This window comes from Streptomyces sp. NPDC001507, assembly GCF_042894765.1.
GTDB lineage: Bacteria > Actinomycetota > Actinomycetes > Streptomycetales > Streptomycetaceae > Streptomyces.
In genome coordinates this window covers 132,457-156,906 of record NZ_JBIAVV010000018.1, presented here as the reverse complement: position 1 = coordinate 156,906, position 24,450 = coordinate 132,457, and the positions used below count along the sequence as shown (strand labels likewise).

Genomic DNA, 24,450 nt, shown 5'->3' with positions numbered 1-24,450 from the left:
CCGCCGGAGAAGAGGATCACCGGCCGTTCGAACTCGCCCGCGACCTCGCGGAAGATGTGGACCGCCTCGGACTCCAGCGCGTCCAGATGGGACAGCGTGAAGGTGCTCATGCCAGCCCTCGCTCCACCAGCAGCGCGTGCACCGCGTCCGCCGACTCCTGCGGGGTCTGATCCTGGGTGCGCAGCGCGAGCGCCGGGTCGACGGGCGGCTCGTACGGGTCGTCGACACCGGTCAGCCCGGTCAGCCGACCCGCGGCCTGCCTCGCGTACAGGCCCTTCACGTCCCGCTCGCTGCACACCTCGACGGGGGTCGCCACGTGTACCTCCAGGTACGGCGTCCCGCTCTTCTCGTGCCGGTTGCGGACCGCCTCGCGGCTGTCGGCGTAGGGGGCGATGACCGGGACGACGGAGAGCACGCCGTTGCGCGCGAGGACCTCGGAGACCAGGCCGATGCGCTGCACGTTGGTGTTGCGGTCCGCCCGGGAGAAGCCGAGGCCGGCCGAGAGGAAGCGGCGGATCTCGTCGCCGTCGAGGACCTCCACGCGATGTCCCTCGGCCTTGAGCCGGTCGCCGAGGAGCCGGGCGATCGTCGTCTTGCCCGCGCTCGGCAGTCCCGTCAGCCAGACCGTGGCTCCTTGAGCCCTTGGCGTGGTGGTCATGCGCAACAGACCTCTTCCTTACCTTCTCGGCGACTCGCGAACGACCCGTCGAAGAGTAGGTAAGAAGTCTGAGAGGAGTGGTCAAGGATGCTGAGGTTTGACTGAGTGACTCCTGGTACGCAAGAGGTCACAGCCTCCTGCAATGAACATTTCACAGAAGGCGGCCCGTTCACCGAGGCGGGCACCGGTGTCGCGGGGGGCGTTCACAGGCCCGCGAAGACGCCCCCGGCGTCCCGCAGCCGTTCGTGCAGGGCGCGGAAGACGGCCGCCGAGCGGGTGCCCGGCCAGTCGGCGGGCAGCAGGTTCGTCGGCAGTCCGGGGTCGGTGTACGGCAGGTGGCGCCAGGTGTCGAGGGCGCGGAGATAGTCGCGGTAGGCGTCCTCGGGCGGGGTGTCGGCGCGGTGCTCCCAGTCGCGCAGCACCGGCTCGTGCGCGTCGAGGAACTGCTCGTGGGCCTTGGCGATCGCCGTCAGGTCCCACCAGCGGGCGACGGCCTCGGTGGTGGGCTGGAAGCCGAGGTGGTCACCGCGGAAGAAGTCCACGTACGGGTCGAGACCGAGCCTGCACAGGGTGTGCCTGGTCTCCTCGAAGAGCCGGGCGGGGGCGATCCACACGCCCGGCGCGGCGGTGCCGAAGCCGAGTCCGGCCAGCCGGGAGCGGAGCACGTGCCGTTTCTGCCGCTCCGACTCGGGCACCGAGAACACCGCGAGCACCCAGCCCTCGTCCTGCGGCGGTGCGGCGGCGTACACCCGGCGGTCGCCGTCGTCGAGCAGCTGCCGGGCCTGCGCGGAGAGCTCGTACCCGGCGGCGCCCTGCGTGGTCCTGGCCGGTGCCAGCAGGCCGCGGCGTTTCAGCCGGGACACCGACGAACGTACGGAGGGGGCGTCCACGCCCACGGCGGCCAGCAGCCGGATCAGCTCGGCGACGGGCACCGGGCCGGGCAGGAAGCGGCCGTACGCGCCGTAGAGCGTGACGATGAGGGACCTCGGGGCGTGTTGCTCGGGCACGTTGATCATTTTAGGTCCCCGGCATCGCTGCTGGTCACCTTCGGTGCACGGCTGAATGAGAGTCAGGATTCCGGGACCCGTCCCGGACGCCCCGTGCAGGCCGGCGGGGGCCGGGTCAGGCGGCGACGGCGAGGCGCTCGGCCGGGCCGCGGTGCGGCGGGACCACGCTGCCGTCGGCGTGCAGCTCGCCGGTGTCGTCGAAGACGATCGCGCCGTCGCACAGCAGGGTCCAGCCCTGCTCGGGGTGGGCGGCGACGATGTGCGCCGGGCCGCGGCCGGCCGTCGCGCTCGGGGACTGGTGGGAACACATGGCGCACCTCCACGGGTCTGCCTCCGGCACGGTCGCCGACCGGCATGACCAGACCATGCTCCCGCCGTGAACGCCGGGGAACCACCTGCCGCGACCTGTGACAACACGCGGACAACTCCCGGACGCCCCCACGACGGCCGCCGCGGCTCCGGGACACGCCCCGCGGTTTTCCCGGTGCGGCGGGACGCGCCACCGAAGGGGTGACGGTCACGCTCCCCGGCCCGGCCGCCCGGTATCCAGGGCATGCCCCCTCATGATCCGGGAAGGAAACCATGCCCCTACGCCCCGCCCTCGCCGCGGTCCTCGGTTCCGCCGCCCTGGTGTGCGCCGCCGTCGCTCCCGCGACCGCCGCTCCGGCCGCCGCCCCCGCCGAGTCCGTCACCGTCGACCCCACCGGCCGGCTCGCCGCCGACGGCACCGTCACCCTGTCCGGGACCTACACCTGTACCGATGCCACCGGCCCTGTGTTCGTCAGCGCCTCGCTCAGCCAGGACTCCCCCACCTTCCGGCACGGCATCGGCGGCACCCAGGCCGTCTGCGACGGCGCGGAGCACCACTGGGAGAACACCGGCGAGGTCGCCTCGGAGAAGCTGAAGCCCGGCGCGGCCAACGTCGAGGCCACGATCCTGGAACTGCGCAACACGGGCGGCCTGCCGCTGCCGTTCTTCCACGCCGCCGGCCGTCAGGACATCACCCTCACCAAGGCCTGAGTCGCGTCTCCGGGCGGTCCGGCGCCGCCGGGTACCGGGCCGCCGGACGCCGGACCGCATCCGTCAGCGGCTCAGCAGTTTGCGCAGCGCCGCGCCCACCTCGTCCGGCGCCTCCTCCGCCATGAAGTGCCCGCAGTCCACCATGCGGTGCTCCAGATCCGGCGCCCAGGCCCGCCAGAGCGCGGCCGCGTCGTAGCCGAGGGCGGCGCCCCAGTCCTGCTGGAGGACGGTGACCGGCATGCGCAGCACGTTCCCGGCGGCCCGGTCGGCCCGGTCGTGCTCGGTGTCGACGCCCGCCGAGGCCCGGTAGTCGGCCACGATCGAGGGCACCGCCGCCCGGCAGGCCGCGAGATAGGCGGCGCGGACGTCGGCCGGGACCGCCCCGGGCTCGCGCGTCCACAGGTCGAGGAAGTGGCCGAAGAACAGGTCCGGCGCCGCGCCGATCAGCTCCTCCGGCAGACCGGGCGGTTGCGCCATCAGGTACAGGTGGAAGGCGACCGCGGCCGTGGCGCCGTGCAGCACCTCCCACATGTCCAGGGTCGGCAGCACGTCCAGCAGCGCCAGGTGCGTGACCGCGTCCGGATGGTCGAGACCGGCCCGGAAGGCGACCAGCGCACCCCGGTCGTGCCCGGCCAGCGCGAACCGCTCGTGGCCGAGAGCCCGCGCGAGCGCGACGACGTCGCCGGCCATGGTCCGCTTCGCGTACGACGTCCCGTCCGCGTCGGCCGGCTTGTCGCTGGCGCCGTAGCCGCGCAGGTCGGGACAGATCACGGTGTGCTCCGCCGCGAGGCCGGCGGCCACGTGCCGCCACATAAGGTGGGTCTGGGGGAAACCGTGCAGCAGGACGACCGGGCTGCCGGTGCCGCCGACGGCCGTGTGCAGGGCGACGCCGTCGGCGACCGGGACGCGGTGCCGCTGAAATCCGGGAATGTTCATGCGCCGAGGCTCCCGTGCTCGGATCAGCAGCCGATCAGCAGCACGTACGGTGGGCGGGTGAGGATCGACCAGGTCGCCTTCGGGGTGCTCGGACCCGTGACGGCCGAGCGCGCCGGCCTCCCGCTCGCCCTGAAGGGCCCCCGGCACCGCGCCGTGCTGGCCCGGCTGCTCGTCGCCCGCGGGCGCGTGGTGCCCGTCGCCCGGCTGGTCGCCGACCTCTGGGAGGAGCCGCCGCCCGCCGCCGTCGGCGCGATCCGCACCTTCGTGGGCGACCTGCGACGGGCGCTCGAACCCGACCGGCCGCCCCGCACCCCGGCCCGGCTGCTGGTCACCGACGGCCCCGGCTACGCCCTGCGCGCGGAGAAGGTCGACGCCTGGCTCTTCGAGCAGGCCGTGGCGGCCGCCGCGCAGGAGGAGCCCGCGCGGGCCGCGCACCGGCTGCGGGAGGCGCTGGACCTGTGGCGGGGGCCCGCCTACGCCGAGTTCGCGGACGAGCAGTGGTGCGGGGGCGAGCGGGCGCGGCTGACCGAGCTGCGGCTGCGGGCCGTGGAGCAGCGGGCCGGAGCGCTGCTGGCGGCGGACCGGGCGGCCGAGGCGGTGCCCGACCTGGACGCCCACCTCAGCGGGCACCCGTGGCGCGAGGAGGCCTGGCGGCTGCTGGCGCTGGCCCTCTACCGCACCGGCCGCCAGGGCGACGCCCTCGCGGTGCTGCGCCGGGCCCGCGCGACCCTCGCCGGCCGGCTGGGCCTCGACCCGGGCCGGGCGCTGCGCCGCCTGGAGGCCGGCATCCTCGCCCAGGACCCCGGCCTGGACGCCGAACCGCAGACCGCGGCGGCCCGGGTCTGGTCCCAGGCGGCCGAGGCGTACGACCGCAACGTCGCCGCCGGTGCCCGGGCCCGGCTCGAATCGACCGTCGGACTGCTGCGCACCCTCGCGGTGACCGGCTCCGGCGGGCTGGCCGCCGCCCGCGAACACCGGCTCGCGGCGATCACCGCGGCCGAGGAGACCGGTGACCCGGAACTCACCGCCCGGGTCATCGGCGCCTACGACGTCCCCGCGATCTGGCCCCGATCCGACGACGAGCCGGGCGCCGTCCGCATCGTCCGGGCCGCGGAACGGGCGCTCGTCCGCCTCCCCGCCACCCCGGCCCAGGACGCGGCCCGCTGCCGGCTGCTCGCCACCGTCGCCCTGGAGACCCGCGGCACCAGGTCCGGCCGTGCCGTGGCGGCCGCCGCCGAGGCCGAGCGTCTCGCCCGCCGCCTGGACGACCCGGCCCTGCTCGCCTTCGCCCTCAACGGCGTCTTCATGCAGTCCTGCACCCGGACCGGCCTCGCCCCGCGCCGCGACACCGTCGGCACCGAACTGGTCGCCCTCGCAGCCCGCCACGGCCTGGCCACCTACGAGGTACTCGGTCACCTGATCCGGACGCAGGCCCGCGCCGCCCTCGCCGACTTCGCCACGGCCGACGCGCACGCGACGGCGGCCGACCGGCTGGCGGACCGTCATGAACTACCGCTGGTGAGGGTGTTCACGCAGGGATACCGCGCGCTGCGCCTGGCGGCGACGGGCGGGACCGCGCACGGCGGCGGAGGGACCGGTGCCGCCGAGGCCGCCTACCGTGAGGTCGGCCGGCTCCTCTACGGCCCCGGCATGCCCGGGGTGCGCGACGGCCTGCTGCCCCTCGCGCTGCTCTGCGCCCGGCTGGCAGAACGGTCGTACGGCATCAGGGACGCCGTCGACCCGGGCGCCGACTGGGGGCCGTACCTCTGCTGGATCCGCCCCGCGCTCGCCCTCGCCGCCGACGACGAGAGGGCAGCCCGCGATGCGCTTCGCGAGCTGCCCGCACCTCCTGCCGACCTCGTGCAGGAGGCACTGTGGTGCGTCATGGCGGCCGTCGCCCTGGAACTCGGCGACCGCCCCACCCTGCACCGCTGCCTGACCGCGCTCCGCCCGGCCGCCGGTCAACTGGCGGGCGCGGGCAGCGGCTTGCTGACGGCAGGACCGGTCGACGACTGGCTGCGGACCATCGGGGAAGCCGTCGTCACCCCGTGAGGGACGCGGGGCCGTATCCGTTCAGCCCGACACCTGCACCACCGCGGTCGCCCCGGCGCGTACCGTCGGCGTCGCGTACGTGTACGTCACGCCGTTCACCGTCTTGGTGCGCGCCCGCTGCGGGACGCCGTCGACCGTGATCCTCTTGTGGGCGCCGGGGAAACGGGCCTCCCAGCGGTAGGCGCCGTGACGGGAGTTGTTCGTGAGCGTGGTCTTCGTGGTGCCGTCGTGCCGGACGGTGACCGTGCCCGTGCCGACGGGTACGTCCGCCACCTGGAGCCACTTCATCCCGGACGGCAGCCGCGACTGGGTGGTCACCCGGTGCGCGGCCGCGTCGGGGGCGATGCCCATCAGGCCCTCGACGGTCTGGCTGACCAGGGTGAACGACACCTCCGGGTAGTCGCCGTCGGGGCCCTGGCCGGAGTTGACGTGCTGGACGTCCCGCTCGCCGTAGATCTTCTTCATCCACCACCAGGCGGTGTCGGCGCGGTTGTTCCGGAAGAACATGTCGGGCAGGTACGTCGTCGACTCGATGTTGGACGAGCCCTCGGGGCCGAGTTCCTGCGCCTGGATGTAGTCGAGGTAGGCGTCGTTGCGCGGGCCGGGGTCGATGATCTGCTTCATCGGCATGAACACGCTGTTCTCCTTGCCCCAGCCGGTGACCGGGGTGCCGGAGACGGTGTAGGCCCGGACCATGCCGGCGCCGCTTCCGGTCCCGCTCCACTCGTCGTTGAAGTACGCCTTCAGGTCGGCGGCCCGCCGGTCGTACGTCTTCGCCAGCTTCGTGTCGCCCTTGCCGCGCGCGAGCACGGCCATCGCCAGGTACGCCTGGTACTCCGAGGCGATGGTGTCCCCGGCCTCGGCGAGGTCGTCGCCGTCCTGCTCGTCGTAGCTGGCGGCACCGGCGAAGATGCCCTGGCCCGTGCCCTCGGCGACCTTGACGCTGCCGTTGTCCTTGGCGCTGTTGTGGAGGTCGATGAACTGCTCGGTGGCGTGCCGGTAGAAGTTCCAGAGCACGGGGTCGTCCACGTACCTGCGGTCGCCGGTCCAGAGGTAGGCCTGTGCCGCCTTCTCCACGAGCTCGAAGACGGCCGGGACCTCGCGCACGAAGTCGTCCGGGTTCTTGTAGTCGATGCTCAGGTACGTCTTGGCGTCGAAGTTGAGCGACCACACCGGGAAGTACTTGTGCTCGGCGGTGGCCGAGGCCGCGTACGAGCGGAGCATCGTCTCGTTCTCGGTGTCCAGGCCGAGGAGATGGGCGCCGTCGAGCTGGTGGGCCATGTCGCGTGAGTAGTACGCGCTGCGGTTGGCGTATCCGGCCCAGTAGGTGGGCCCGTACGTCGCGGTCCCGGTGCCGCTGGTGTGGTACTCGTCCGCGTTGACCGGGCCGACGGTGCCGGGCAGTTGCACCCAGCTGTTGGCCTTCCGCTTCGCCCAGTCGAACATCTCGACGACCTCGGGGTCGGACGAGGTGACCCGGGGGTCGGCCGGAGCGGCGGGCGAGATCATCAGGTCGTCGGCGTTGACCCAGCTGCTGCCGGAGCCGAAGGCGATCTCCAGCCGGTCACCGGCCTTCAGCTCGACACGGCTGACCGTGTACCGGGCGTAGGTGGCGCGCTGCGGCAGCTCCACCGTGCCGACGGTCTCGCCGTTGCGCCGGACCGTGTACGTGCCGCCGGTGCCGGCGCTCGCCACCCACGCGGAGAAGTCGTAGCTGCCGTCCCGCGGCGCGACCAGGTCCAGCCGCGCGGACCTGCCGGTGCCGGCGTCCAGGTAGAGGAAGCGGCTGCCGCTGTGCACGTTGCCGGCCCCGACCCCGGTGCCCGGGCCGAAGGTCCAGCCCGTGCCGCCGTTCTCGAACCCGGGGTCGGGCAGCGCGAGTTGGGGACGGGGGTCGGTGGTCGCGCGCGGTGCCGCCGTGGCGGACGTGGCGGGGAGGAGCGGCGTGAGCAGGGCAACGGCGGTGAGCAGCATGAGCCGTGAGGGCTTCATCGGGTCTCCGGTCTTCAGCTACGGCGGGCGGGGCGGCCGACTCGTGGCGGAAAGCTAACAGGGCCGGAGGAAGCCGTTCAATGGTCATGCATGGCGAAGTTGCAAGAGACCTGTCTGTATCGCACTCCAGCTTGCCGGATTGAATAGAAAACTTTCATTGAGATCCTGCAAGTGGGAAGTGGCCGGGAAGAGCGGCACCCGCGGGCCCGCGTATCATCGACGCCTGCGAAGGACGCACGACGGCCGCACGGCGGGGCACGGCGGGGGCACGGAGGGAACCGTATGAAGGTCGGTATCACCGAGGTCGCGGGCCGGGCGGGGGTGAGTGAGGCGACGGTGAGCCGGGTGATCAACCGGCGTCAGGGGGTGTCCCGCAGGACGCGGGAGGCGGTCGAGCAGGCGATGGCCGACCTGGGGTACGAGCGGCAGACGCAGGGGCAGCTGGTGGCGGTCGTCACGGAGCTGGTGTCCAATCCGTTCTTCGCGGATGTGTGTGAGCGGATCGAGTCGACGCTGGCGCCGCACGGGCTGAAGACGGTGGTGTGTCCGTGTTTCGCGGGCGGGGTGCAGGAGCTGGACTATCTGACGTCGCTGGCGGAGCGGGGGGTGGCGGCGGTGGTGTTCCTGTCGGCGAGCAACACGATCGAGGGTGCGGATCCGCAGGCGTACGAGCTGCTGCGCTCGCGGCGGATCCCGTTCGTGGGGGTGAACGGTCAGTTCGAGGGTGGTGGTGAGGCTCCGGTGTTCTCCACGGACGACCTGCTGGCCGCCGAGCTGGCGGTGGATCATCTGTTCCGGCTGGGGCACCGGCGGATCGGGATGGCGTCGGGGCCGGTCGGCAACCGGCCGGCCGACCGGCGGGTCAGGGGGTTCGTCGACGCGCTGGGCCGGCGGGGGATCGAGGAGGCGGGGCAGTGGGTGGTGCGGCAGTCCTACACGGTCGAGGGCGGTCAGTCGGCTGCCGTCGCGTTGCTGGCGCGTGGTGCCACGGCGATCGTGGCGGCCAGTGACTACATGGCTCTGGGGGCGATCCGCGGGGCGCGCCGGCAGGGCTGGGAGGTGCCCGGTGACGTGTCGGTCGTCGGCTACGACGGTTCGATGATCATGGACTTCGTCGATCCGCCGCTCACCACCGTCCGCCAGCCCGCCGACCGTCTCGCCGCCGAGGCCGCCCGCAGCGTCCTGGCCCTCCTCGCCCACCGCGACGTACCCGTCGGCGAACTCCTCTTCGACCCCGAACTCGTCATCCGCGCCAGCACCGCACCGCCGAGAGCCCGGTGAACCCCGGCGCCACCCGCGAGAGCCCAGCGTCACCCGGACGGCGCAGTCGCCCGGTGCATCCGCACGGGCCGGCGGCACCGTAGAGGTGTAGAGGCGGCAAGGGCGCACGGACGACGACTGAGGCGGTTCGCGTGGCGGACGAGACGGCCGGGACGACGAAGAAAGTGAACGGAACCGCTGCCACGGCTCCGCAGACCTGTCTGGTGACCGGGGCCAGCGGCTACATCGGCGGACGGCTGGTGCCGGAGCTGCTGGACGCCGGGTACCGGGTGCGCTGCCTGGCGCGCACGCCCCGGAAGCTGCGCGACCAGCCGTGGGCCGGGCGGGTGGAGGTCGTACAGGGCGACGTCACCGACGCGGATTCGGTGGCGGCGGCGCTGGCGGGCGTCGACGTCGCCTACTACCTGGTGCACGCGCTCGGCGCCGGCCGCGACTTCGAGCGCACCGACCGGGAGGCGGCCCGTGTCTTCGGCGAGCAGGCCCGCCGGGCCGGTGTCGGCCGTCTGATCTACCTGGGCGGCCTGACCCCGGCAGGCGTGCCCGAGCAGGAGCTGTCGCCGCATCTGCGCTCGCGCGCCGAAGTGGGCCGTATCCTCCTCGACTCGGGTGTGCCGACGGCCGTACTGCGGGCCGCTGTCATCATCGGGTCCGGCTCGGCCAGCTTCGAGATGCTGCGCTACCTGACCGAGCGGCTGCCGGTGATGGTCACCCCGCGCTGGGTGCACACCCGCATCCAGCCCATCGCCGTACGGGACGTGCTGCGCGTCCTGGTGGGGTGCGCCGGCCTGCCGCCCGACGTCAGCCGCACCTTCGACATCGGCGGCCCCGAGGTGCTCACCTACCTGGAGATGATGCACCGGTACGCCGCCGTCGCCGGGCTGCCCCGGCGGCTCATCGTGCCCGTGCCGGTGCTCACACCCGGCCTGTCCAGCCAGTGGGTCGGCCTGGTGACCCCCGTACCGGCCGCCATCGCCCGCCCGCTGACGGAGTCGCTGCGCTACGAGGTGGTGTGCCGGGAGGAGGACATCGGGCGGTACGTGCCGAACCCCCCAGGCCACCCGGTCGGTTTCGACCGGGCCGTCGCCCTCGCGCTGCAGCGCGTGCGGGACGCCCAGGTCGTCACCCGCTGGTCCTCCGCCGCCGTGCCGGGCGCTCCCAGCGACCCGCTGCCCACCGACCCGCAGTGGGCGGGCGGCAGCCTCTACACCGACGTGCGCGAACGCCACGCCGAGGTGGCCCCCGGCGTGCTGTGGGAGGTGGTCGAGGGCATCGGCGGCGAGAACGGCTGGTACTCCTTCCCGCTGGCCTGGGCGGTACGCGGCTGGCTCGACCGCCTCGCCGGCGGGGTGGGCCTGCGCCGCGGACGACGGGACGCGCGGCGGCTGCGGGTCGGTGACTCGCTGGACTTCTGGCGGGTGGAGGAGATCGAACGCGGCCGGCTGCTGCGGCTGCGCGCCGAGATGCGGCTGCCCGGCCTGGCCTGGCTGGAGATGTACGTCGACGACGAGGGCGCCGACGGCGCGCGCTACCGGCAGCGGGCCCTGTTCCACCCGCACGGACTGCTCGGCCAGCTCTACTGGTGGAGCGTCTCGCCCTTCCACGCGGTCGTCTTCGGCGGCATGGCCCGCAACATCGTCCGGGCCGCCGAACGCGGGCAGCAGCGGGGCGCCCGCCGCCGCCCTCCCCGCGCGGCCGCCGAGCCACCGCCGGCCGTACCGCCCCGGCCGCCCCCGCTCACGTGACCCCGGTGTCCGGTCTCCTGTCCCAGCCGGTCACCCATCCGGTTGCAGCGCCCCTCCCAAGGTTTTTTACTGATGGGTACGAATGCATCCAGAACGGGCGGCCCGTGGAGATGTGGACATCATGGGACAGCTGGACGGCAAGATCAGCCTGGTGACCGGCGGCTCGACCGGGATCGGTCTGGCGATAGCCCGCCGGTTCGTCGAGGAGGGCGCCACCGTGTACGTCACGGGCCGGCGCAAGGCCGAACTTGACGCGGCTGTGGAAACCCTCGGGGGACGGGCCATCGGCATACAGAGCGATGTCTCGCAACTGTCCGCCCTGGACGACCTCTTCGCGATCATCCAGGGCGGCAGCGGACGTCTGGACGTCGTCGTCGCCAACGCCGGCGGCGCCGAGCTGGCACGGCTCGGGGAGATCACCGAGGAGCAGTACCGTTCGACCTTCGACATCAACGTCAAGGGGACGATCTTCACGGTCCAGAAAGCACTCCCACTGCTCTCCGACGGGGCCTCGGTCATCCTGCTCTCGTCCACCAACGCGTCGATGGGCGTCCAGGCCATGACGGTCTACAGCGCCACCAAGGCGGCCATCCGCAATCTGGCCCGCACCTGGGCCGCCGAACTCGCGGGGCGCGGTATCCGGGTCAACGCCCTGAGCCCGGGACCGATAGACACCCCGGGCATCCGCGGCCTGGACAGCCCGGCGAAGGACGAACCGCAGCTGGCGGACCGGCTCGCCGGCGACATTCCCCTCGGCCGGATAGGACGCCCCGAGGAGGTCGCCGCCACGGCTGTGTTCCTCGCCTCCGACCAGAGTTCCTTCACGACGGGAGCCGAACTCTTCGTCGACGGCGGCCTTGTCCAGGTCTGAACCCAGGGAAGCCGGGCGGGGTGCCCCGCTCACGACGGTGTGCGTCCCGCGAGGAGGATCCGCCCATGACGCAGCAGACGCGGACGGTGCGCTACGGCACCACCCGGTTCACCATCGAATCAGGCGAGGACCCGGGAGCACTGCGGGCCCGCTACGAGCGGGCCGTCCCGCCCGTCCCGACGGACCGGGTGGACGAACTCGTCCGGCGCCGGGCGCCCTGGTCCGACATGCTCGAACTGATCAGCGCCAGCGCGCCCTTCGATTTCCTGGTCTACTTCCGGAACCAGGCCGACCAGCTTTTCCCGCTCGCCGGCGACGGCGCGATGTGCACCAGCTATCTGATGGGCAATCACACGATCGCCGAGCGGATGTACCGGTACGAGCCCTCGATCCTGCTCTACGCCCCGCTGCACACGGTCATCTGGGCCGAGCCGGACGGGCCCGCCCGCTTCTCCGTCGACCGGCCGAGCGACCAGTTCGGCAGCTTCGGACTCGACGAGATCACGCAGGTGGGCCGCGAACTGGACCGCAAGCTCGCCACCCTCCTCGACCACCTCGGCCTGCCGGTTCCGGCGGAACTCACCGACTGACAGGGGGAGCGGGGCAGTGAACCGACCGATGCCCAGCCTTCTCGAGGACGTCCTCGAAGCGCACGGCGGCCTCGACCGGTGGAACCGGTTCACGAAGCTGACGGCGACGGTCGTCAGCGGCGGGGACCTGTTCATGATCAAAGGCACTCCGCAGGATCCCGCGCCGAGGCGGCAGACGGTGTGGCTGCACGAGGAGCGCACCTCGCTCTTCCCGTTCGGCGCCGCGGACCGCAGATCCGAGTTCACGCCGGACCACCTGAGGATCGTGACGACCGACGGGAAGACGGTGGCCGAGCGCGACGACCCGCGCGAGTCGTTCGCCGGGCACGTCCTCGAAACTCCGTGGGACGCGCTGGACCGTGCCTACTTCAACGGGTACGCGATGTGGACGTACTTCACCACCCCGTTCCTGTTCACCCTGCCGGGGTTCGAGGTGGCGGAGATCGCGCCGTGGCACGAGCGCGACCAGGTCTGGCGCGGACTCGACGTGACCTTTCCGCCGTCCAACCCGAGCCACAGCGAGCACCAGCAGTTCTACTTCGGCCCCGACAACCTGCTGCGCAGGCACGACTACCACGTCGATGTCGCCGGCGGGTTCGCCGCCGCGCAGTACGTCTACGACTTCATCGAGGCCGACGGCATCCGACTGCCCTCGGTGCGAAGGGCGTTCCGCCGCGACAGCTCCGGCCGCGCCTGGCCAGGCCTCCTGATGGTCGCCATCGACGTGAAGGACGTCCACTTCGACCAGACACCGCCGCACCCCTCCCCACCCCGGTGAGCGGCAGGTCGGGCAGGGTCCCTCCTGGCGAAGTCGCCGTTGTCGGCTTCGGTGGGGATGCCGAGTTTGACCCACGCGGCCCTTCTGCCGACCTTGACGCGGGGTTGAACGGACGAACCGGGGGCGGTGAAAGCGTCTCGTAAGGAAGCTCTCCCTACCTTGCCGAGTGAGACAGGCAGTGGCCGCCGCTGCTGCCGTTCACCGGGAGGGGAACATGGAGAAGCTGAGCGGGTGGGTGATCCGCCATCGGCTGCTGGTGGGCCTGGGCTGGCTGGTGATCACGGTCGCCGGCGTGGTGCTGGCCCCGTCGCTGTCGAGCCGGTTGCAGTCGGGCACGCATGTCAGCGGCCCGGGCTACACCGCCAACGTGGCGATAGCCCAGGCCTTCGGCGGGGTGACCCAGGACCCCGGTGTCGTGATCCTGGACCTGCCGGCAGGTCAGACCGTGACCTCGCCGCAGGCCGCGACGGAACTGAAGGCGGTGGATGCGGGGATCGCCAAGGCGGCGCCCAGCCTGCGGGTGGTCTCCTACGCCTCGACCGGCAGCCGGACGCTGGTCGGGACCGGCGGCACGAGCACGATCGTGCTCGCCTACCCGCCGAAGCCGGGCGACGACATGGCTACCGATCAGATTGACGCCCTCACCAGCGCTGCCAGGTCGGCGGCCCCCGGCCTGACCGTGCACGGCACCAGCCTGCGGTCCCTGGAGGCGGGCAACACCACCGGCAGCGGCAACTCCAGCGTCACCGGCGAGCTGATCGTCGGAGCGCTTGCCGCCCTGGTGGTGCTGGCCTGGGTGTTCGGGTCGCTGCTGGCGCTGCTGCCGCTCCTGATGGCCCTGGTCTCGGTGCTGACGATGCAACTCTTCGTCTATGGCCTCACCTACCTGATGCCCTCGTCATCGCCGATCAACCCGGCGGTGCAGTACATCGTGGCGCTGCTGGGCCTGGGCCTGTCGATCGACTACTCGCTGCTGGTGGTCACCCGCTGGCGGGAGGAGCGCGCGGCGGGACGGAGCAACGACGAGGCGGTGCGGGCGGCCGTGAAGCGGGCCGGGCACAGTGTCTGGTTCAGCGGCATGGTGGCCTCGCTCGGCCTGTTCGCGCTGATCGTCGTCCCCAACTCGATGGTCCGCGGCATCGGGGTGTCCGGCCTGTTCATCCCCTCCACCGCGACCGGGGTCGCGCTGACGCTGCTGCCGGCCGTGCTGTCCAAGGTGGGCCCGAGCGTCGACCGGCCGCGACGGGCGTCGCGGCGCCAGGCCGCCGGCCGGTTCTGGACCGGCTGGTCGAGGTTCGTGATCAGGCACCGGGTGGCCTCGGCGGTCGCGGGCCTGGGCATCCTGGCCGCCCTGACGGGCACCGCCGCAACGATCGACATCAGCGCGCCGAGCAGCCACGCACTGGCCACCTCGGGCGCGTACACCGACGGGCTGCACACCCTGGAAGCCGACGGATTCCCCTCCGGGACGCTGACGGCCGTGCCGCTGTACGCGCCGAAGGGCGCGGACGCGGGGACCGTCGTGGCGGCTCTGGACACCGTCTCCAGCCTTCGTGGCGCGGTCGCCCCGGCGTGGCCCGGCCGGCCTGCCGGGAGCGGCGCGATGGTCATCGCCATCCCGCGGCACGAGGTCGGCAGCGCGAACGGCGGCACCTCGCTGGACGACATCCGCCGCAGCGTCCCGCCCGGTGTGCTGGCCGGCGGCGAGGGAGCGCAGAAGATCGACGAGACCAGCGCCACGTACGGCTCGTTCCCGCTGCTGTTCGCGGTGGTCGCGCTGGTCACCTTCCTGCTGCTGGCGCGCGGGATGCGGTCGATCCTGCTGCCCGCCAAGGCCGTGCTGCTCAACATGCTGTCGGTGGCGGCCTCCTACGGGCTGCTGGTCATCGTCTTCCAGCACGGCGTCGGCATGAAGGCGCTGTGGGGCGCGTCCACCTACGGCGCGATCGACGCCCTCGCCCCCGTGCTGATCTTCGGGTTCCTGTTCGGGGTGTCCATGGACTACGAGGTGTTCATCCTGGCCAGGGTCCGCGAGGGGTACGAGCGCACCCGGTCCACCCGGGAGGGCATCATCGAGGGCGTGTCCCGCACCGGTCGCCTGGTGACCTCGGCCGCGCTCATCCTGTTCTTCGCGCTCGCCTCGCTGGCCACCGCCAACGACGTCACCGTGCGGGAGATCGCCATGGGCCTGGCGTTCGGGGTGCTGCTGGACGCCGTCGTGGTCCGGATGCTGCTGCTGCCCGCGCTGGTCTCACTGCTCGGGGAGTGGAACTGGTGGCTGCCGGACCGGGCCGCGCGGTTGCTGCGGCTGCCGGCGAAGGAGCCCGCCGCCGTAGTCGAGGGCGGGACGTCCGTTCCGTTGCACGTCGGGGATGCTTAGCCCATGCGGGTACTCGTGGTCGAGGACGAGCCGGACGTCGCCCAGGCCCTGGTCTGGGGCCTGACGGCCGAGGGCTACATCGTGGACACGGCGGACAACGGGACCGACGGACTGTGGATGGCGACGGAGAACGCCTACGACGTCATCGTCCTGGACGTGATGCTGCCGGGCCTGGACGGCTACCAAGTAGCCCGGAGGCTGCGCGAGAAAGAGCGCTGGACGCCGATCCTGATGCTGACCGCCATGACGGACGACCTCGACCACGCCGAGGGACTGGACTCCGGCGCGGACGACTACCTCTCCAAGCCGTTCTCCTACCCGGTCCTGCTGGCGCACCTGCGCTCGCTGACCCGGCGGACCCTCGGTGCCAGGCCGGCGGTACTCACCGCCGCCGGCCTGGCGCTCGACCCCGCCGCGCGCACCGTCACCCGCGACGGCGCACCCCTGGACGTGACCGGTCGGGAGGCCGCCGTGCTGGAGCACCTGCTCCGGCACAAAGGCACCGTCGTCTCCAAGTCCGAACTGCTGCACCACTGTTGGGACGCCTCCCGCGACGCCGATCCCGCGGTCGTCGAGGTCGTGGTGCACCGGTTGCGCCGCAAGATCGAGACGCTGGAGGCACCTGCGGTCATCGAGACCGTCCGCGGCAAGGGATACGTCATCAGGAGCGAGGAGTCATGACCGAGCACCCGCGCGGCTGGTACCGCCTGGCTCGAACGGCTCACCCCCGCAGCGTGCGGACCCGGGTCACGTTCCTGGCGGGAATCGCGCTGACCGCCGCCGTCATGCTCGGGCTGGTCGTGATGTATCTGCTCCAGGTCGGCCAGGCCAAGCGGACCACCGCCGACCAACTGCGTACCTACGCCGTCCAGATCGAGCAGTCCGCGACCGGCCCGGTCTTCCCGCGGCTCCTGCCGCCGTCGGTGCTCGACGCTCAGGCCCAGGCGCAGGTCCTTGCGCCGGACGGTACCGTCCTCGCCGCCACCCGTGACCTCGACGGCCGATCCGCGGTGTTCTCGCTCCCGCCCGGCGCCACCGCCCCGGTCCGGCAGAAGGCAGCCGACGACATCCTCCCCGCCGAGGTCTCCGTCGTCGGCGAGCGCACCACGGTCGGCGGCCGACCGGTCACCGTCGTCACCGTGACCTCGACCAACCAACGCGACCAGGTCGACGAGACTTTCGCCCGGCTCCTCCTCATCGGCGTGCCGGCCACGCTCCTGCTGGCCTGCGGCACCGTGTGGTGGGTCGTCGGCCGCGCGCTGCGGCCCGTGGAGCAGATCCGGCGCACCGTCACCGCCATCACCGCCGCGGACCTGTCCCAGCGCGTCCCGGAGCCGGGCACCGACGACGAGATCGGCCACCTGGCCCGCACCATGAACCACATGCTCACGCGGCTCGACGACTCCGCCGCACGCCAGCGCCGCTTCGTCGCCGACGCCAGCCACGAGCTCCGTAGCCCCCTGACCGCGATCCGTACCGGTCTGGAGGTGGGGCTGGCCCATCCCGCCCGCGCGCCGTGGCCGGACATCGCCACGCGCGCGGTCCGGCAGACGGGACGGCTCGAAGAGCTGATCTCCCAGCTGCTCACCCTGGCCAGGGCCGACGTCGGACAACTGGCCGCAGGGCAGGAGACCGTCGATCTAGGCGCGTTGCTCACCGAGATCCGCGCCACGACCACGGCCCCGCACCTGCGGATCGACGTCTCGGTCCCACCGGACACCACCGTGACCGGCAACCCCGAGGACCTGGCGAGGCTGTTCCGCAACCTCGTGGACAACGCCGTCCGCCACGCGGGATCGAGCGTGTCTCTCGCCTCCGGGGGCGATGCGGGCAGCGTGCGTGTGGAGATCAGCGACGACGGCCCCGGAATCCCGGCCGAGGAGCGCGAGCGCGTGTTCGACCGCTTCGTCAGGCTCGACGCCAGCCGGGGCCGCACCAGCGGGTCCACCGGACTCGGCCTCGCGATCGCCAAGGAGATCGCCACGGCACACGGAGCGACGATCGTGCTCACCGAGGCCGACACCGGCGGAGTACGCGCCGTCGTGACCCTGCCGCGCTGACGAAGTGCGTGACACGACGTCGGCCGGTGGCGCACTGGACCGACAGCCGAAGATCACCACTGTCAGCGGGCCCCCGGAAAGTGCATCCGGGGGCCCGGTGGTGTCTCGCGCCCTGGGGGGAGGGGAGCAGCTCAGTTGGCTGTGCCACGGCTTCCGCGGATGAGCAGGGCGGGTGGTGGCCGCGGTTGATCCACTCGTGTCCCCGGAGCCGGTGTCACGGGCGGCTGGGTGGCTGGGTGACCGGTGGCACAGCGGGTGCGGGCGTTCGGGCACCGGGTCGGACCGGCCCCCGCCTCCGCACAGCGGATCAGCCGGGCCAGGTTCCGGTCAGGCTGCGTGTGGCGGCTGCGCCGGCACGGTCCACGATCGCCTTCGTGCCGGCGAAGATGGCGCCCTGCAGGGCCGCGGCCGTCACCACCTCTCCCCAGCCACGCTCTTCATCGGTGGCATCGGGGGCGTCGCCGTCGTGCCCGATTATTTTCCACGCCTGTTTGAAGAGGACACCGGCAAACATGCCGCTGAGAGCGCCGAGGGCGAGACCGACCGGTTTGTAGGCGAGCTTGGACGCTTTCATGGGCTCAACCCTTCCGGCCGCGGCATACCAGCCAGATGGCGACGGCCGCACCGGTGGCCGCCAGCATCAGACGGTTGTCCCGGGCCGCCTTGGCCGCTTGGGAGGTCTTGGCTCGCACCGGCTCGGGCGCCTTGTCCTGCCACATCTGACCGGCGCGAGCCGCTGCGGCGCGAGCCTGCCCGGCAGCCTGGGCTGCCTTGTCCTTGACCGGGTCCGGCAGCTTGTCCTCCAGCAGAGCCGCGGCCTCGGCCGCCTTGACCCTCAACTGACCGGCCTGGAGGGCAGCCTGGTCCTTCAGCTCTCCGGCCTTGGCGGCGGCCTGGGTCTTGACCTCGGCGGCCTTCTCCTGGGCGTGGGCCTTGACGTCGGTCTTGGCCGCGAGCGCCTGTACCGTCTGGCCGAGCTCTTCGCGGGTCTGTTCGACCTGCTCGCGCAGCTGCTCGGTGTTCTCGGCTGTCGGCTCGTCGTGAGGCGGCTGGGTCATCGGTGCGCACTCTCCTTGATCTCGGCCACATCGGCCTTCACGTTCTCGACCGTCTGCTCGGGTGTGAGCGGGGCAGCCTGGTCGACCTGCTTCTTTCCGCTCATGGCCATCACCGCGGCGATCACACCCAGCACCGCCGTGACGATCAGCGCCGCCGCCCACACCGGCAACGGCACCGCCAGCGCTTCGATCACGGTGACGACCAGTGCCTGCAGCATCAGGAAGCCGACGACGCCGGCGCCGCCGAACAGTCCGCCGCCCTTGCCGTAGCGCTTGCTCTTCTGCTTCATCTCGGCCCGCGCCAGGCGCAGTTCGCCGCGCACCAGCTCGGTCAGCTGCTGCGAGGCGCGCTGTACCAGTTCTCCCACCGGCTCGGCCGCCGACGTCTGCTGGCCTGGGCCGTAGTGCGGCTGCGTACCGGACGACATGACGATCAACTCCCTGTACTGGTTTTCTTCCGCCGAGACGGACGCTGCAGCGCCCCTGGTCAACGCGCGAGTACCCCGAAGGGGCCGGTCCAGGACACCGATGTGGGGCGGGCTGGTTCGTTCGACGTCAGCGCTTCGTCGGCCCGCCGGCTCCGGCAGGACCGTGCCGCGCACTGCCGGCGCGGTGCGGCCGGCGGTGGCGAGCACGCGATGCCACTGCCCGACTGACCGCACCGCGCAGGCCATGGGGAAGTGCTGGTGGAACTCCTGCCCCCGACAAGAGGCTTGTCACGGCAGGATCACCATCGCCACGAGACCCTCACACGATCACGGCCATCCGTGCCGCTGCCCGGCCGGCGTGGCTAAGGCAGCCGCCACCGCGACGCCGGCCGGGGACTGCGACGAACGAACCAGGCGGCGGCCAAGCCGATCAGCGCACCGGCGGCGCCATCAGTGGGGTAGTGCGCACCGCTCTGCACGCGCTCGATCGCCACCATGGCGGCCGGAACCGCACCTGCCATGCCCGCCGCAGGCCACGCGGGCGAGACGGCCGCGGTGAACGCTGTGGCGGCCGCGGTGTGCCCGCCCGGGGCCCGACGACGGCAGGACCTCCTGTGCTCACCGTGGCCTGGCCGGTCAGACGTCGTCGAGGCGGCGCACGTCCTCCTCGTCCCACTTCCGGGTGTCGCGCGGCTGGGTGTAGGGCTCGGCCTCGGGCGGGTGCCCGCCGGCCACGGCCCGCTGGCGCACGGTCTCGGCGTCGAACTCCAGGCCCAGCAGGACGGCGAGGTTCGTGATCCACAGCCAGACGAGGAAGACGATGACACCGGCCATCGTGCCGTAGGTCTTGTTGTAGGAGGCGAAGTTGGCGACGTAGAACGCAAAGCCCGCGGAGGCGATCATCCAGATCACCAGCGCCAGGAAACTGCCCGGTGTCACCCAACGGAACCCCTTGACCTTCGCGTTCGGGCTCGCCCAGTACAGGAGCGCGATCATGACGGTGACCAGCAGGACCAGTACCGGCCACTTCGCGATCGACCACACCGTCAGCACCGTCTGTCCGATCCCGAGCGTCTGCCCCGCTCTGCTCGCCAGGGAGCCGGTGAAGACCACGATCAGCGCGCTGGCCACGGCGAGCACCATCAGTACGACCGTGACGCCGAGGCGTACCGGCAGGATCTTCCACACCGGGCGGCCTTCGGGCATGTCGTAGACGGCGTTGGCGGCCCGGATGAAGGCGGCCACGTACCCGGACGCCGACCACACCGCCAGCAGAATGCCCACCAGCGCCATCACCGATCCGGCGCCGGCGCCGCCCTGCAGCTGTTCCACCGCCCGGGTGATGATGTCCCGGGCCGAGCCGGGAGCCAGCTGCTTGAGGTTGGCCAGCACCTTGTCAGTGGTCGATTTCCCGGTGATCCCCAGCAGAGAGACGAGCACCAGCAGGGCGGGGAACAGCGACAGTACCCCGTAGTAGGTCAGCGCCGCCGCCCGGTCGGTCAGCTCGTCGTCCTTGAACTCCTTCAGGCTCCCCCTCAGGACCGCGCCCCAGGCCTGCTTCGGTAGCTTCGTCGGCGCGTTCGGTGCCGCTTGCTCGACCTGCGGGTCCGGCCCTGCCTCCTCGGGTGAGGGCATCCGGGATGCCGGAGGGCGGTCATCGCCGTGATCGTCTTTTCGTCCTGGGAGATGCAACTTCGCCATACCCGGGCGGATAGCCGCCCACCGCGGCCTCAAAGCCACGATGCACGCCGTTTTCTCGCACCAACCTTCACCCCACCCTCACATCACCTCGTTGAGGCGTTCCGTGGGGAGGGCACCCGGGCGGTACCCGTCATCGAGGAAGGGACGCGACGCTGTGGTCGTCATAGCGGTACTGCTGCTCCCGGCGCTGGGGCTGTTGCTGCTGGTCATGGACCGTTTCGAGGATTGGCTGCCCGCCGATTCCACCGGCCCGCAAAAGGCGCGTGGGCGCCGCCGTCTGAAGCTGATCCCCGGCGAGGGAAGCGGCTCCCCCTCTCTGCCGGCGGCCGGGGCGTCCGAGCGCCACGCCGCGTGACGTCAACGGCGCACAGACGTGGGCGGCGCTGAGGCGGGTCGCAGTGCCCCATGCCCGCCGGTATCCGGCCGGCTGCCCGGCTCCGCGTTTTCACCGACGGTCGTCGGGCTGTGTGGTTCCGGATCCGAGGCCGGCTGCAGTCGACCTACGGCGAGGCCATGACATGTCGAGGTGTCGTGCCCCTTGCCTCCAAGGGGCACGACACCGCGCCGTTCAGATGTCGCGGAAGATCTCGATCTGCGCCCCGATCGAGTTGAGGCGTTCGGCGAGGTCCTCGTAGCCGCGGTTGATGACGTAGACGTTGCGCAGGACGGACGTGCCCTCGGCCGCCATCATGGCCAGCAGGACGACCACGGCGGGACGCAGGGCCGGCGGGCACATCATCTCGGCGGCGCGCCAGCGGGTCGGGCCCTCCACCAGGACCCGGTGCGGGTCGAGGAGCTGAAGGCGGCCGCCGAGGCGGTTCAGGTCGGTCAGGTAGATCGCGCGGTTGTCGTAGACCCAGTCGTGGATGAGGGTCTTGCCCTGCGCGACCGCCGCGATGGCGGCGAAGAACGGCACGTTGTCGATGTTCAGGCCGGGGAACGGCATGGGGTGGATCTTGTCGATCGGCGCCTCCAGCTTGGAGGGGCGGACCGTGAGGTCGATCAGGCGGGTACGGCCGTTGTCCGCGCTGTACTCGGGGCTGCGGTCGTGGTCGAGGCCCATCTCCTCCAGGACGGCCAGCTCGATCTCCAGGAACTCGATGGGGACGCGCCGGACCGTCAGCTCCGACTCGGTGACGACGGCCGCCGCCAGCAGGCTCATCGCCTCTACCGGGTCCTCGGAGGGCGAGTAGTCCACGTCCACGTCGATGTTCGGGACGCCGTGCACGGTCAGCGTCGTGGTGCCGATGCCCTCGACCTTGACACCCAGCGCCTCCAGGAAGAAGCAGAGGTCCTGGACCATGTAGTTGGAGGACGCGTTGCGGATGACGGTGACGCCGTCGTGCCGGGCGGCGGCCAGCAGCGCGTTCTCGGTCACCGTGTCGCCGCGCTCGGTCAGGACGATCGGGCGGCCGGGGCGGACCGCGCGGTCGACCTGTGCGTGGTACTGCCCCTCGGTCGCCGCGATGTCCAGGCCGAACCGGCGCAGCGCGATCATGTGCGGCTCGATGGTCCGCGTGCCCAGGTCGCAGCCGCCGGCGTAGGGCAGCTTGAAGTGGTCCATACGGTGCAGCAGCGGGCCGAAGAACATGATGATCGAGCGGGTGCGTACGGCGGCCTCGGCGTCGATCGACGCCATGTCGAGTTCGGCGGGCGGCACCAGTTCCAGGTCGACGCCGTCGTTGATCCAGCGGGTGCGCACGCCGATGGAGTTGAGTACCTCCAGCAGGCGGTACACCTCCTCGATCCGGGCCACCCGGCGCAGGACGGTGCGGCCCTTGTTGAGCAGCGAGGCGCACAGCAGGGCCACGCACGCGTTCTTGCTGGTCTTCACGTCGATGGCGCCGGACAGCCGGCGGCCGCCGACCACCCGCAGATGCATCGGGCCCGCGTAGCCCAGTGAGACGATCTCACTGTCCAGGGCCTCACCGATTCGAGCGATCATCTCAAGGCTGATGTTTTGGTTGCCGCGCTCGATGCGGTTGACGGCGCTCTGACTGGTGCCGAGCGCCTCCGCGAGCTGTGTCTGTGTCCAGCCTCGGTGTTGCCGGGCGTCACGGATGAGCTTGCCGATGCGTACGAGGTAGTCGTCTGCCATGAGGCCGAGGTTATCTCAGATATGAGATGGCGCCCGTTGGGGGGTCCGTTCGGGTGATGCCCTGTCAACGGGCCCGTCCGTTCGGCCCGTCGACCGTGGTTCAGAGTTGCGCGAGGGTGAGATGAGAGCGCGTCAAGGCGGCTCCCGACGTCTGGGCAGGAATTCCTTCGGCCGTTGTGCTCTTCGTCGGCATGTGTCATAAGGCGCAATTCGGAGGCACGAGAAATGCCCCCGGCGGTCATGGGAACCGCCCTGTCCGTCGGAACTCCGGAAGTCCCGGAAGTCATCGCGCTCGGCTCCCTCGACGCCGGTCGGGGCACGACCACCATGACGCCCGAGGGTGAAAACACTAGCCGTCTCTCGCGATCATCCACAACGGAATGTGATGCGCGGCCCGTTGTGCCCGATACTGCTGCCGGTGCCCTGTTCCGATGGGTGCCCGCGGCAGCCGCCGGGAATTCCCGCAGTCTCGTCGCACACAGTGGTGATCGTATATGTCTCAAGAGCCACCTGGCCGACATCCCGACCAGCCCCGGCCTGGTCGCGCTCTCTTCCGGGTCCGGTGTGCTGTGGATTCCACTGGTCTCCTTCTCCGCTGATCCGCGGGTCGTCCGACAGGGTCTCGAAACGTTCTCGGAGATCGATATTCCGGACCGTTTGCCAACTTCTCCTGGCCTGCGAAGAGGTGTGGATGACCGGCCCGGGAACGGATCGCGTCATTCGCCTTCGGAGAAATCTGCAGCCGTTTGCCGTACCCGCCCCGAACCTCTCCCGGACGAACACTCCACCATCGGAAACCACTTCGAGGTGGCCAAGTCGCCGACCGTTCTCGCCGACCGCGTGGAAGCCGAGCTCACCGTTTCCCGAACGTTGCGAATGGAATCCGTACTCGTCGCCGGACACCGTGAATTGACCGGTGCCCGCGCCGACCGGTTCAGGGCCGCCGCCGAGACAGCGGAGGAGATGCGTAATTCCTCTCCGCTGCAGGTGAGGATCCAGGGCGACGGGTTCGCCGAGGACGCCGTCGGCAGCGGTGTGCTCTTCGCCGACCGGGTGGGCTGGAGCCTGAACGGCCTGCTCAACGAGGGTGCCGTGGGCGTCCGTCTGGGCGTGGGCAACGGCCCGACCTGCATGCGCTTCGACCTCATCTCTCGCGAGGCCCGACTTGACACGTTGTGGCACGTTCTCCGACACGCCGACGATCCGCCTTCCGGGTTCCCCGCACCTCCGCCCGGAGCCGGACTGCGGCGCCCGTGTGATCGACGACACCGCCTTCACCGCCCGGCCGGCCTCAGCGCCTACGGCCGGCTCGAGAGCTCCTGAGCCCGACCTCCGCGGGCGTCACCCGCGCCGGGCCCTGCTGGTGCGCCGCCACCCGAACGGGCCCGGCAGGTCCATCGACGTCGTACGCCGTCCCGTACTGCTGTGCGTGTGGCGCGGCCCGTGCCGGCCGCCGGTGGTGATGGACCAGGAGTGCCGGTTGATGTTCAGGCGCACACCCGGCAGGATCCGGAAACTCTTGCGGAACGTGAGGGGCACGGTGTCTCCTTCCACCTCTCTGTGAGGCTTGCCGATGGCTTCCGGCTACCCCGGCGCGGCGCCCTCAGCCCGGCCCGGCGGTCTCTTTCCCGTCGGCCGCGGCCCGGCGGCCGTCTCCGGCCGTCCGTGGTCGGCGGAGGCTGGGTGAGGGGCCGGGCGGGGGACCGGGTGACGGGCCGGGCGGGTAGTGGTGGGAGAAGACCTTCTGATCGCCTGCTCGTCCATGAGCTCGGGGGTGGACCGGCCCACTGGGCGTCCC

The 24,450-nt window shown here is 71.6% G+C and carries 23 protein-coding genes and 2 pseudogenes; 12 read left to right on the top strand and 13 right to left on the bottom strand.

Going from position 1 to position 24,450, the window contains the following annotated elements; genetic code table 11:
* The 4 genes and pseudogenes from ACFY0K_RS43385 to ACFY0K_RS43370 form a co-directional block, all read right to left on the bottom strand.
* Positions 1 to 140: pseudogene (locus ACFY0K_RS43385) on the bottom strand (sulfate adenylyltransferase small subunit); the annotation flags it as partial.
* Complete coding sequence (cysC, locus tag ACFY0K_RS43380) at positions 107 to 658, bottom strand: adenylyl-sulfate kinase (RefSeq protein WP_390644543.1); 552 nt, start codon at positions 656 to 658, stop codon at positions 107 to 109. The pseudogene ACFY0K_RS43385 and the gene cysC, both read right to left, overlap by 34 nt.
* Before the next feature lie 203 nt (positions 659 to 861).
* Entirely contained in the window at positions 862 to 1,674 is an 813-nt protein-coding gene (locus tag ACFY0K_RS43375; RefSeq protein WP_390644542.1) for a PaaX family transcriptional regulator C-terminal domain-containing protein, read from the bottom strand.
* Positions 1,675 to 1,780: 106 nt separating this feature from the next.
* A complete protein-coding gene (locus ACFY0K_RS43370) occupies positions 1,781 to 1,975 on the bottom strand; it encodes a DUF5999 family protein (protein ID WP_351962822.1) in 195 nt (64 codons plus the stop codon).
* A 272-nt stretch (positions 1,976 to 2,247) separates the two neighbouring features.
* On the opposite strand from ACFY0K_RS43370, the gene ACFY0K_RS43365 reads away from it, so the two are divergent.
* Positions 2,248 to 2,685, top strand: coding sequence for a DUF6299 family protein (locus ACFY0K_RS43365; RefSeq protein WP_390644541.1), 438 nt, complete (start codon positions 2,248 to 2,250; stop codon positions 2,683 to 2,685).
* Between the two features lie 63 nt (positions 2,686 to 2,748).
* Here the strand turns inward: ACFY0K_RS43365 and ACFY0K_RS43360 are convergent, their stop codons facing one another.
* Positions 2,749 to 3,621, bottom strand: coding sequence for an alpha/beta fold hydrolase (locus tag ACFY0K_RS43360; protein ID WP_390644540.1), 873 nt, complete (start codon positions 3,619 to 3,621; stop codon positions 2,749 to 2,751).
* A gap of 63 nt (positions 3,622 to 3,684) precedes the next feature.
* Between ACFY0K_RS43360 and ACFY0K_RS43355 the strand changes: the two genes are divergently transcribed.
* Positions 3,685 to 5,673, top strand: coding sequence for a BTAD domain-containing putative transcriptional regulator (locus ACFY0K_RS43355; RefSeq protein WP_390644550.1), 1,989 nt, complete (start codon positions 3,685 to 3,687; stop codon positions 5,671 to 5,673).
* 21 nt (positions 5,674 to 5,694) lie between these two features.
* Here the strand turns inward: ACFY0K_RS43355 and ACFY0K_RS43350 are convergent, their stop codons facing one another.
* Complete coding sequence (locus ACFY0K_RS43350; RefSeq protein WP_390644539.1) at positions 5,695 to 7,665, bottom strand: hypothetical protein; 1,971 nt, start codon at positions 7,663 to 7,665, stop codon at positions 5,695 to 5,697.
* 282 nt (positions 7,666 to 7,947) lie between these two features.
* Here ACFY0K_RS43350 and ACFY0K_RS43345 point away from each other — a divergent pair, with 282 nt between their 5' ends.
* The 8 genes from ACFY0K_RS43345 to ACFY0K_RS43310 all read left to right on the top strand — a co-directional run bounded on the left by ACFY0K_RS43345 (position 7,948) and on the right by ACFY0K_RS43310 (position 17,367).
* Complete coding sequence (locus ACFY0K_RS43345; RefSeq protein ID WP_390644538.1) at positions 7,948 to 8,946, top strand: LacI family DNA-binding transcriptional regulator; 999 nt, start codon at positions 7,948 to 7,950, stop codon at positions 8,944 to 8,946.
* Between the two features lie 164 nt (positions 8,947 to 9,110).
* Positions 9,111 to 10,688 carry an SDR family oxidoreductase gene (locus ACFY0K_RS43340; RefSeq protein WP_390644549.1) on the top strand — a complete coding sequence of 526 codons (1,578 nt, stop codon included), beginning with the start codon at positions 9,111 to 9,113 and terminating at the stop codon, positions 10,686 to 10,688.
* A gap of 121 nt (positions 10,689 to 10,809) precedes the next feature.
* Positions 10,810 to 11,559: an SDR family NAD(P)-dependent oxidoreductase gene (locus ACFY0K_RS43335; RefSeq protein WP_390644537.1), complete on the top strand. Its 750-nt coding sequence runs from the start codon at positions 10,810 to 10,812 to the stop codon at positions 11,557 to 11,559.
* Between the two features lie 65 nt (positions 11,560 to 11,624).
* The gene (locus tag ACFY0K_RS43330; RefSeq protein ID WP_390644536.1) at positions 11,625 to 12,149 is read left to right on the top strand and encodes a DUF302 domain-containing protein; all 525 of its coding nucleotides are present in this window, start codon (positions 11,625 to 11,627) and stop codon (positions 12,147 to 12,149) included.
* A 28-nt stretch (positions 12,150 to 12,177) separates the two neighbouring features.
* The gene (locus ACFY0K_RS43325; protein ID WP_390644535.1) at positions 12,178 to 12,927 is read left to right on the top strand and encodes a hypothetical protein; all 750 of its coding nucleotides are present in this window, start codon (positions 12,178 to 12,180) and stop codon (positions 12,925 to 12,927) included.
* A 214-nt stretch (positions 12,928 to 13,141) separates the two neighbouring features.
* Positions 13,142 to 15,307, top strand: coding sequence for an MMPL family transporter (locus tag ACFY0K_RS43320; protein WP_390644534.1), 2,166 nt, complete (start codon positions 13,142 to 13,144; stop codon positions 15,305 to 15,307).
* 3 nt (positions 15,308 to 15,310) lie between these two features.
* A complete protein-coding gene (locus ACFY0K_RS43315; protein ID WP_390644533.1) occupies positions 15,311 to 15,988 on the top strand; it encodes a response regulator transcription factor in 678 nt (225 codons plus the stop codon).
* Positions 15,985 to 17,367 carry an ATP-binding protein gene (locus ACFY0K_RS43310; RefSeq protein ID WP_390644532.1) on the top strand — a complete coding sequence of 461 codons (1,383 nt, stop codon included), beginning with the start codon at positions 15,985 to 15,987 and terminating at the stop codon, positions 17,365 to 17,367. The genes ACFY0K_RS43315 and ACFY0K_RS43310 overlap by 4 nt, the downstream gene beginning before the upstream one ends.
* A gap of 307 nt (positions 17,368 to 17,674) precedes the next feature.
* Here the strand turns inward: ACFY0K_RS43310 and ACFY0K_RS43305 are convergent, their stop codons facing one another.
* From ACFY0K_RS43305 to ACFY0K_RS43285, 5 genes and pseudogenes are all read right to left on the bottom strand, one after another.
* Complete coding sequence (locus tag ACFY0K_RS43305; protein ID WP_351962589.1) at positions 17,675 to 17,941, bottom strand: DUF4235 domain-containing protein; 267 nt, start codon at positions 17,939 to 17,941, stop codon at positions 17,675 to 17,677.
* Between the two features lie 4 nt (positions 17,942 to 17,945).
* On the bottom strand, positions 17,946 to 18,425 hold the full coding sequence (locus ACFY0K_RS43300; RefSeq protein WP_390644531.1) for a DUF3618 domain-containing protein: 480 nt from the start codon (positions 18,423 to 18,425) through the stop codon (positions 17,946 to 17,948).
* Entirely contained in the window at positions 18,422 to 18,853 is a 432-nt protein-coding gene (locus ACFY0K_RS43295; protein ID WP_390644548.1) for a phage holin family protein, read from the bottom strand. The genes ACFY0K_RS43300 and ACFY0K_RS43295 overlap by 4 nt, the downstream gene beginning before the upstream one ends.
* 362 nt (positions 18,854 to 19,215) lie before the next feature.
* Positions 19,216 to 19,443, bottom strand: a pseudogene (locus ACFY0K_RS43290) (phosphatase PAP2 family protein); the annotation flags it as partial.
* Positions 19,444 to 19,489: 46 nt separating this feature from the next.
* Positions 19,490 to 20,554, bottom strand: a complete 1,065-nt coding sequence (locus ACFY0K_RS43285; RefSeq protein ID WP_390644530.1) for a YhjD/YihY/BrkB family envelope integrity protein — start codon at positions 20,552 to 20,554, stop codon at positions 19,490 to 19,492.
* Positions 20,555 to 20,708: 154 nt separating this feature from the next.
* Between ACFY0K_RS43285 and ACFY0K_RS43280 the strand changes: the two genes are divergently transcribed.
* Entirely contained in the window at positions 20,709 to 20,909 is a 201-nt protein-coding gene (locus ACFY0K_RS43280; RefSeq protein ID WP_390644529.1) for a hypothetical protein, read from the top strand.
* A gap of 213 nt (positions 20,910 to 21,122) precedes the next feature.
* Here ACFY0K_RS43280 and ACFY0K_RS43275 read toward each other — a convergent pair whose 3' ends face one another.
* The gene (locus ACFY0K_RS43275) at positions 21,123 to 22,652 is read right to left on the bottom strand and encodes a helix-turn-helix domain-containing protein (RefSeq protein WP_390644528.1); all 1,530 of its coding nucleotides are present in this window, start codon (positions 22,650 to 22,652) and stop codon (positions 21,123 to 21,125) included.
* 240 nt (positions 22,653 to 22,892) lie between these two features.
* Here ACFY0K_RS43275 and ACFY0K_RS43270 point away from each other — a divergent pair, with 240 nt between their 5' ends.
* The gene (locus tag ACFY0K_RS43270) at positions 22,893 to 23,975 is read left to right on the top strand and encodes a hypothetical protein (protein ID WP_390644527.1); all 1,083 of its coding nucleotides are present in this window, start codon (positions 22,893 to 22,895) and stop codon (positions 23,973 to 23,975) included.
* A gap of 18 nt (positions 23,976 to 23,993) precedes the next feature.
* Here ACFY0K_RS43270 and ACFY0K_RS43265 read toward each other — a convergent pair whose 3' ends face one another.
* The gene (locus ACFY0K_RS43265; RefSeq protein ID WP_352359877.1) at positions 23,994 to 24,191 is read right to left on the bottom strand and encodes a DUF4236 domain-containing protein; all 198 of its coding nucleotides are present in this window, start codon (positions 24,189 to 24,191) and stop codon (positions 23,994 to 23,996) included.
* Positions 24,192 to 24,450: the final 259 nt, after the last annotated feature.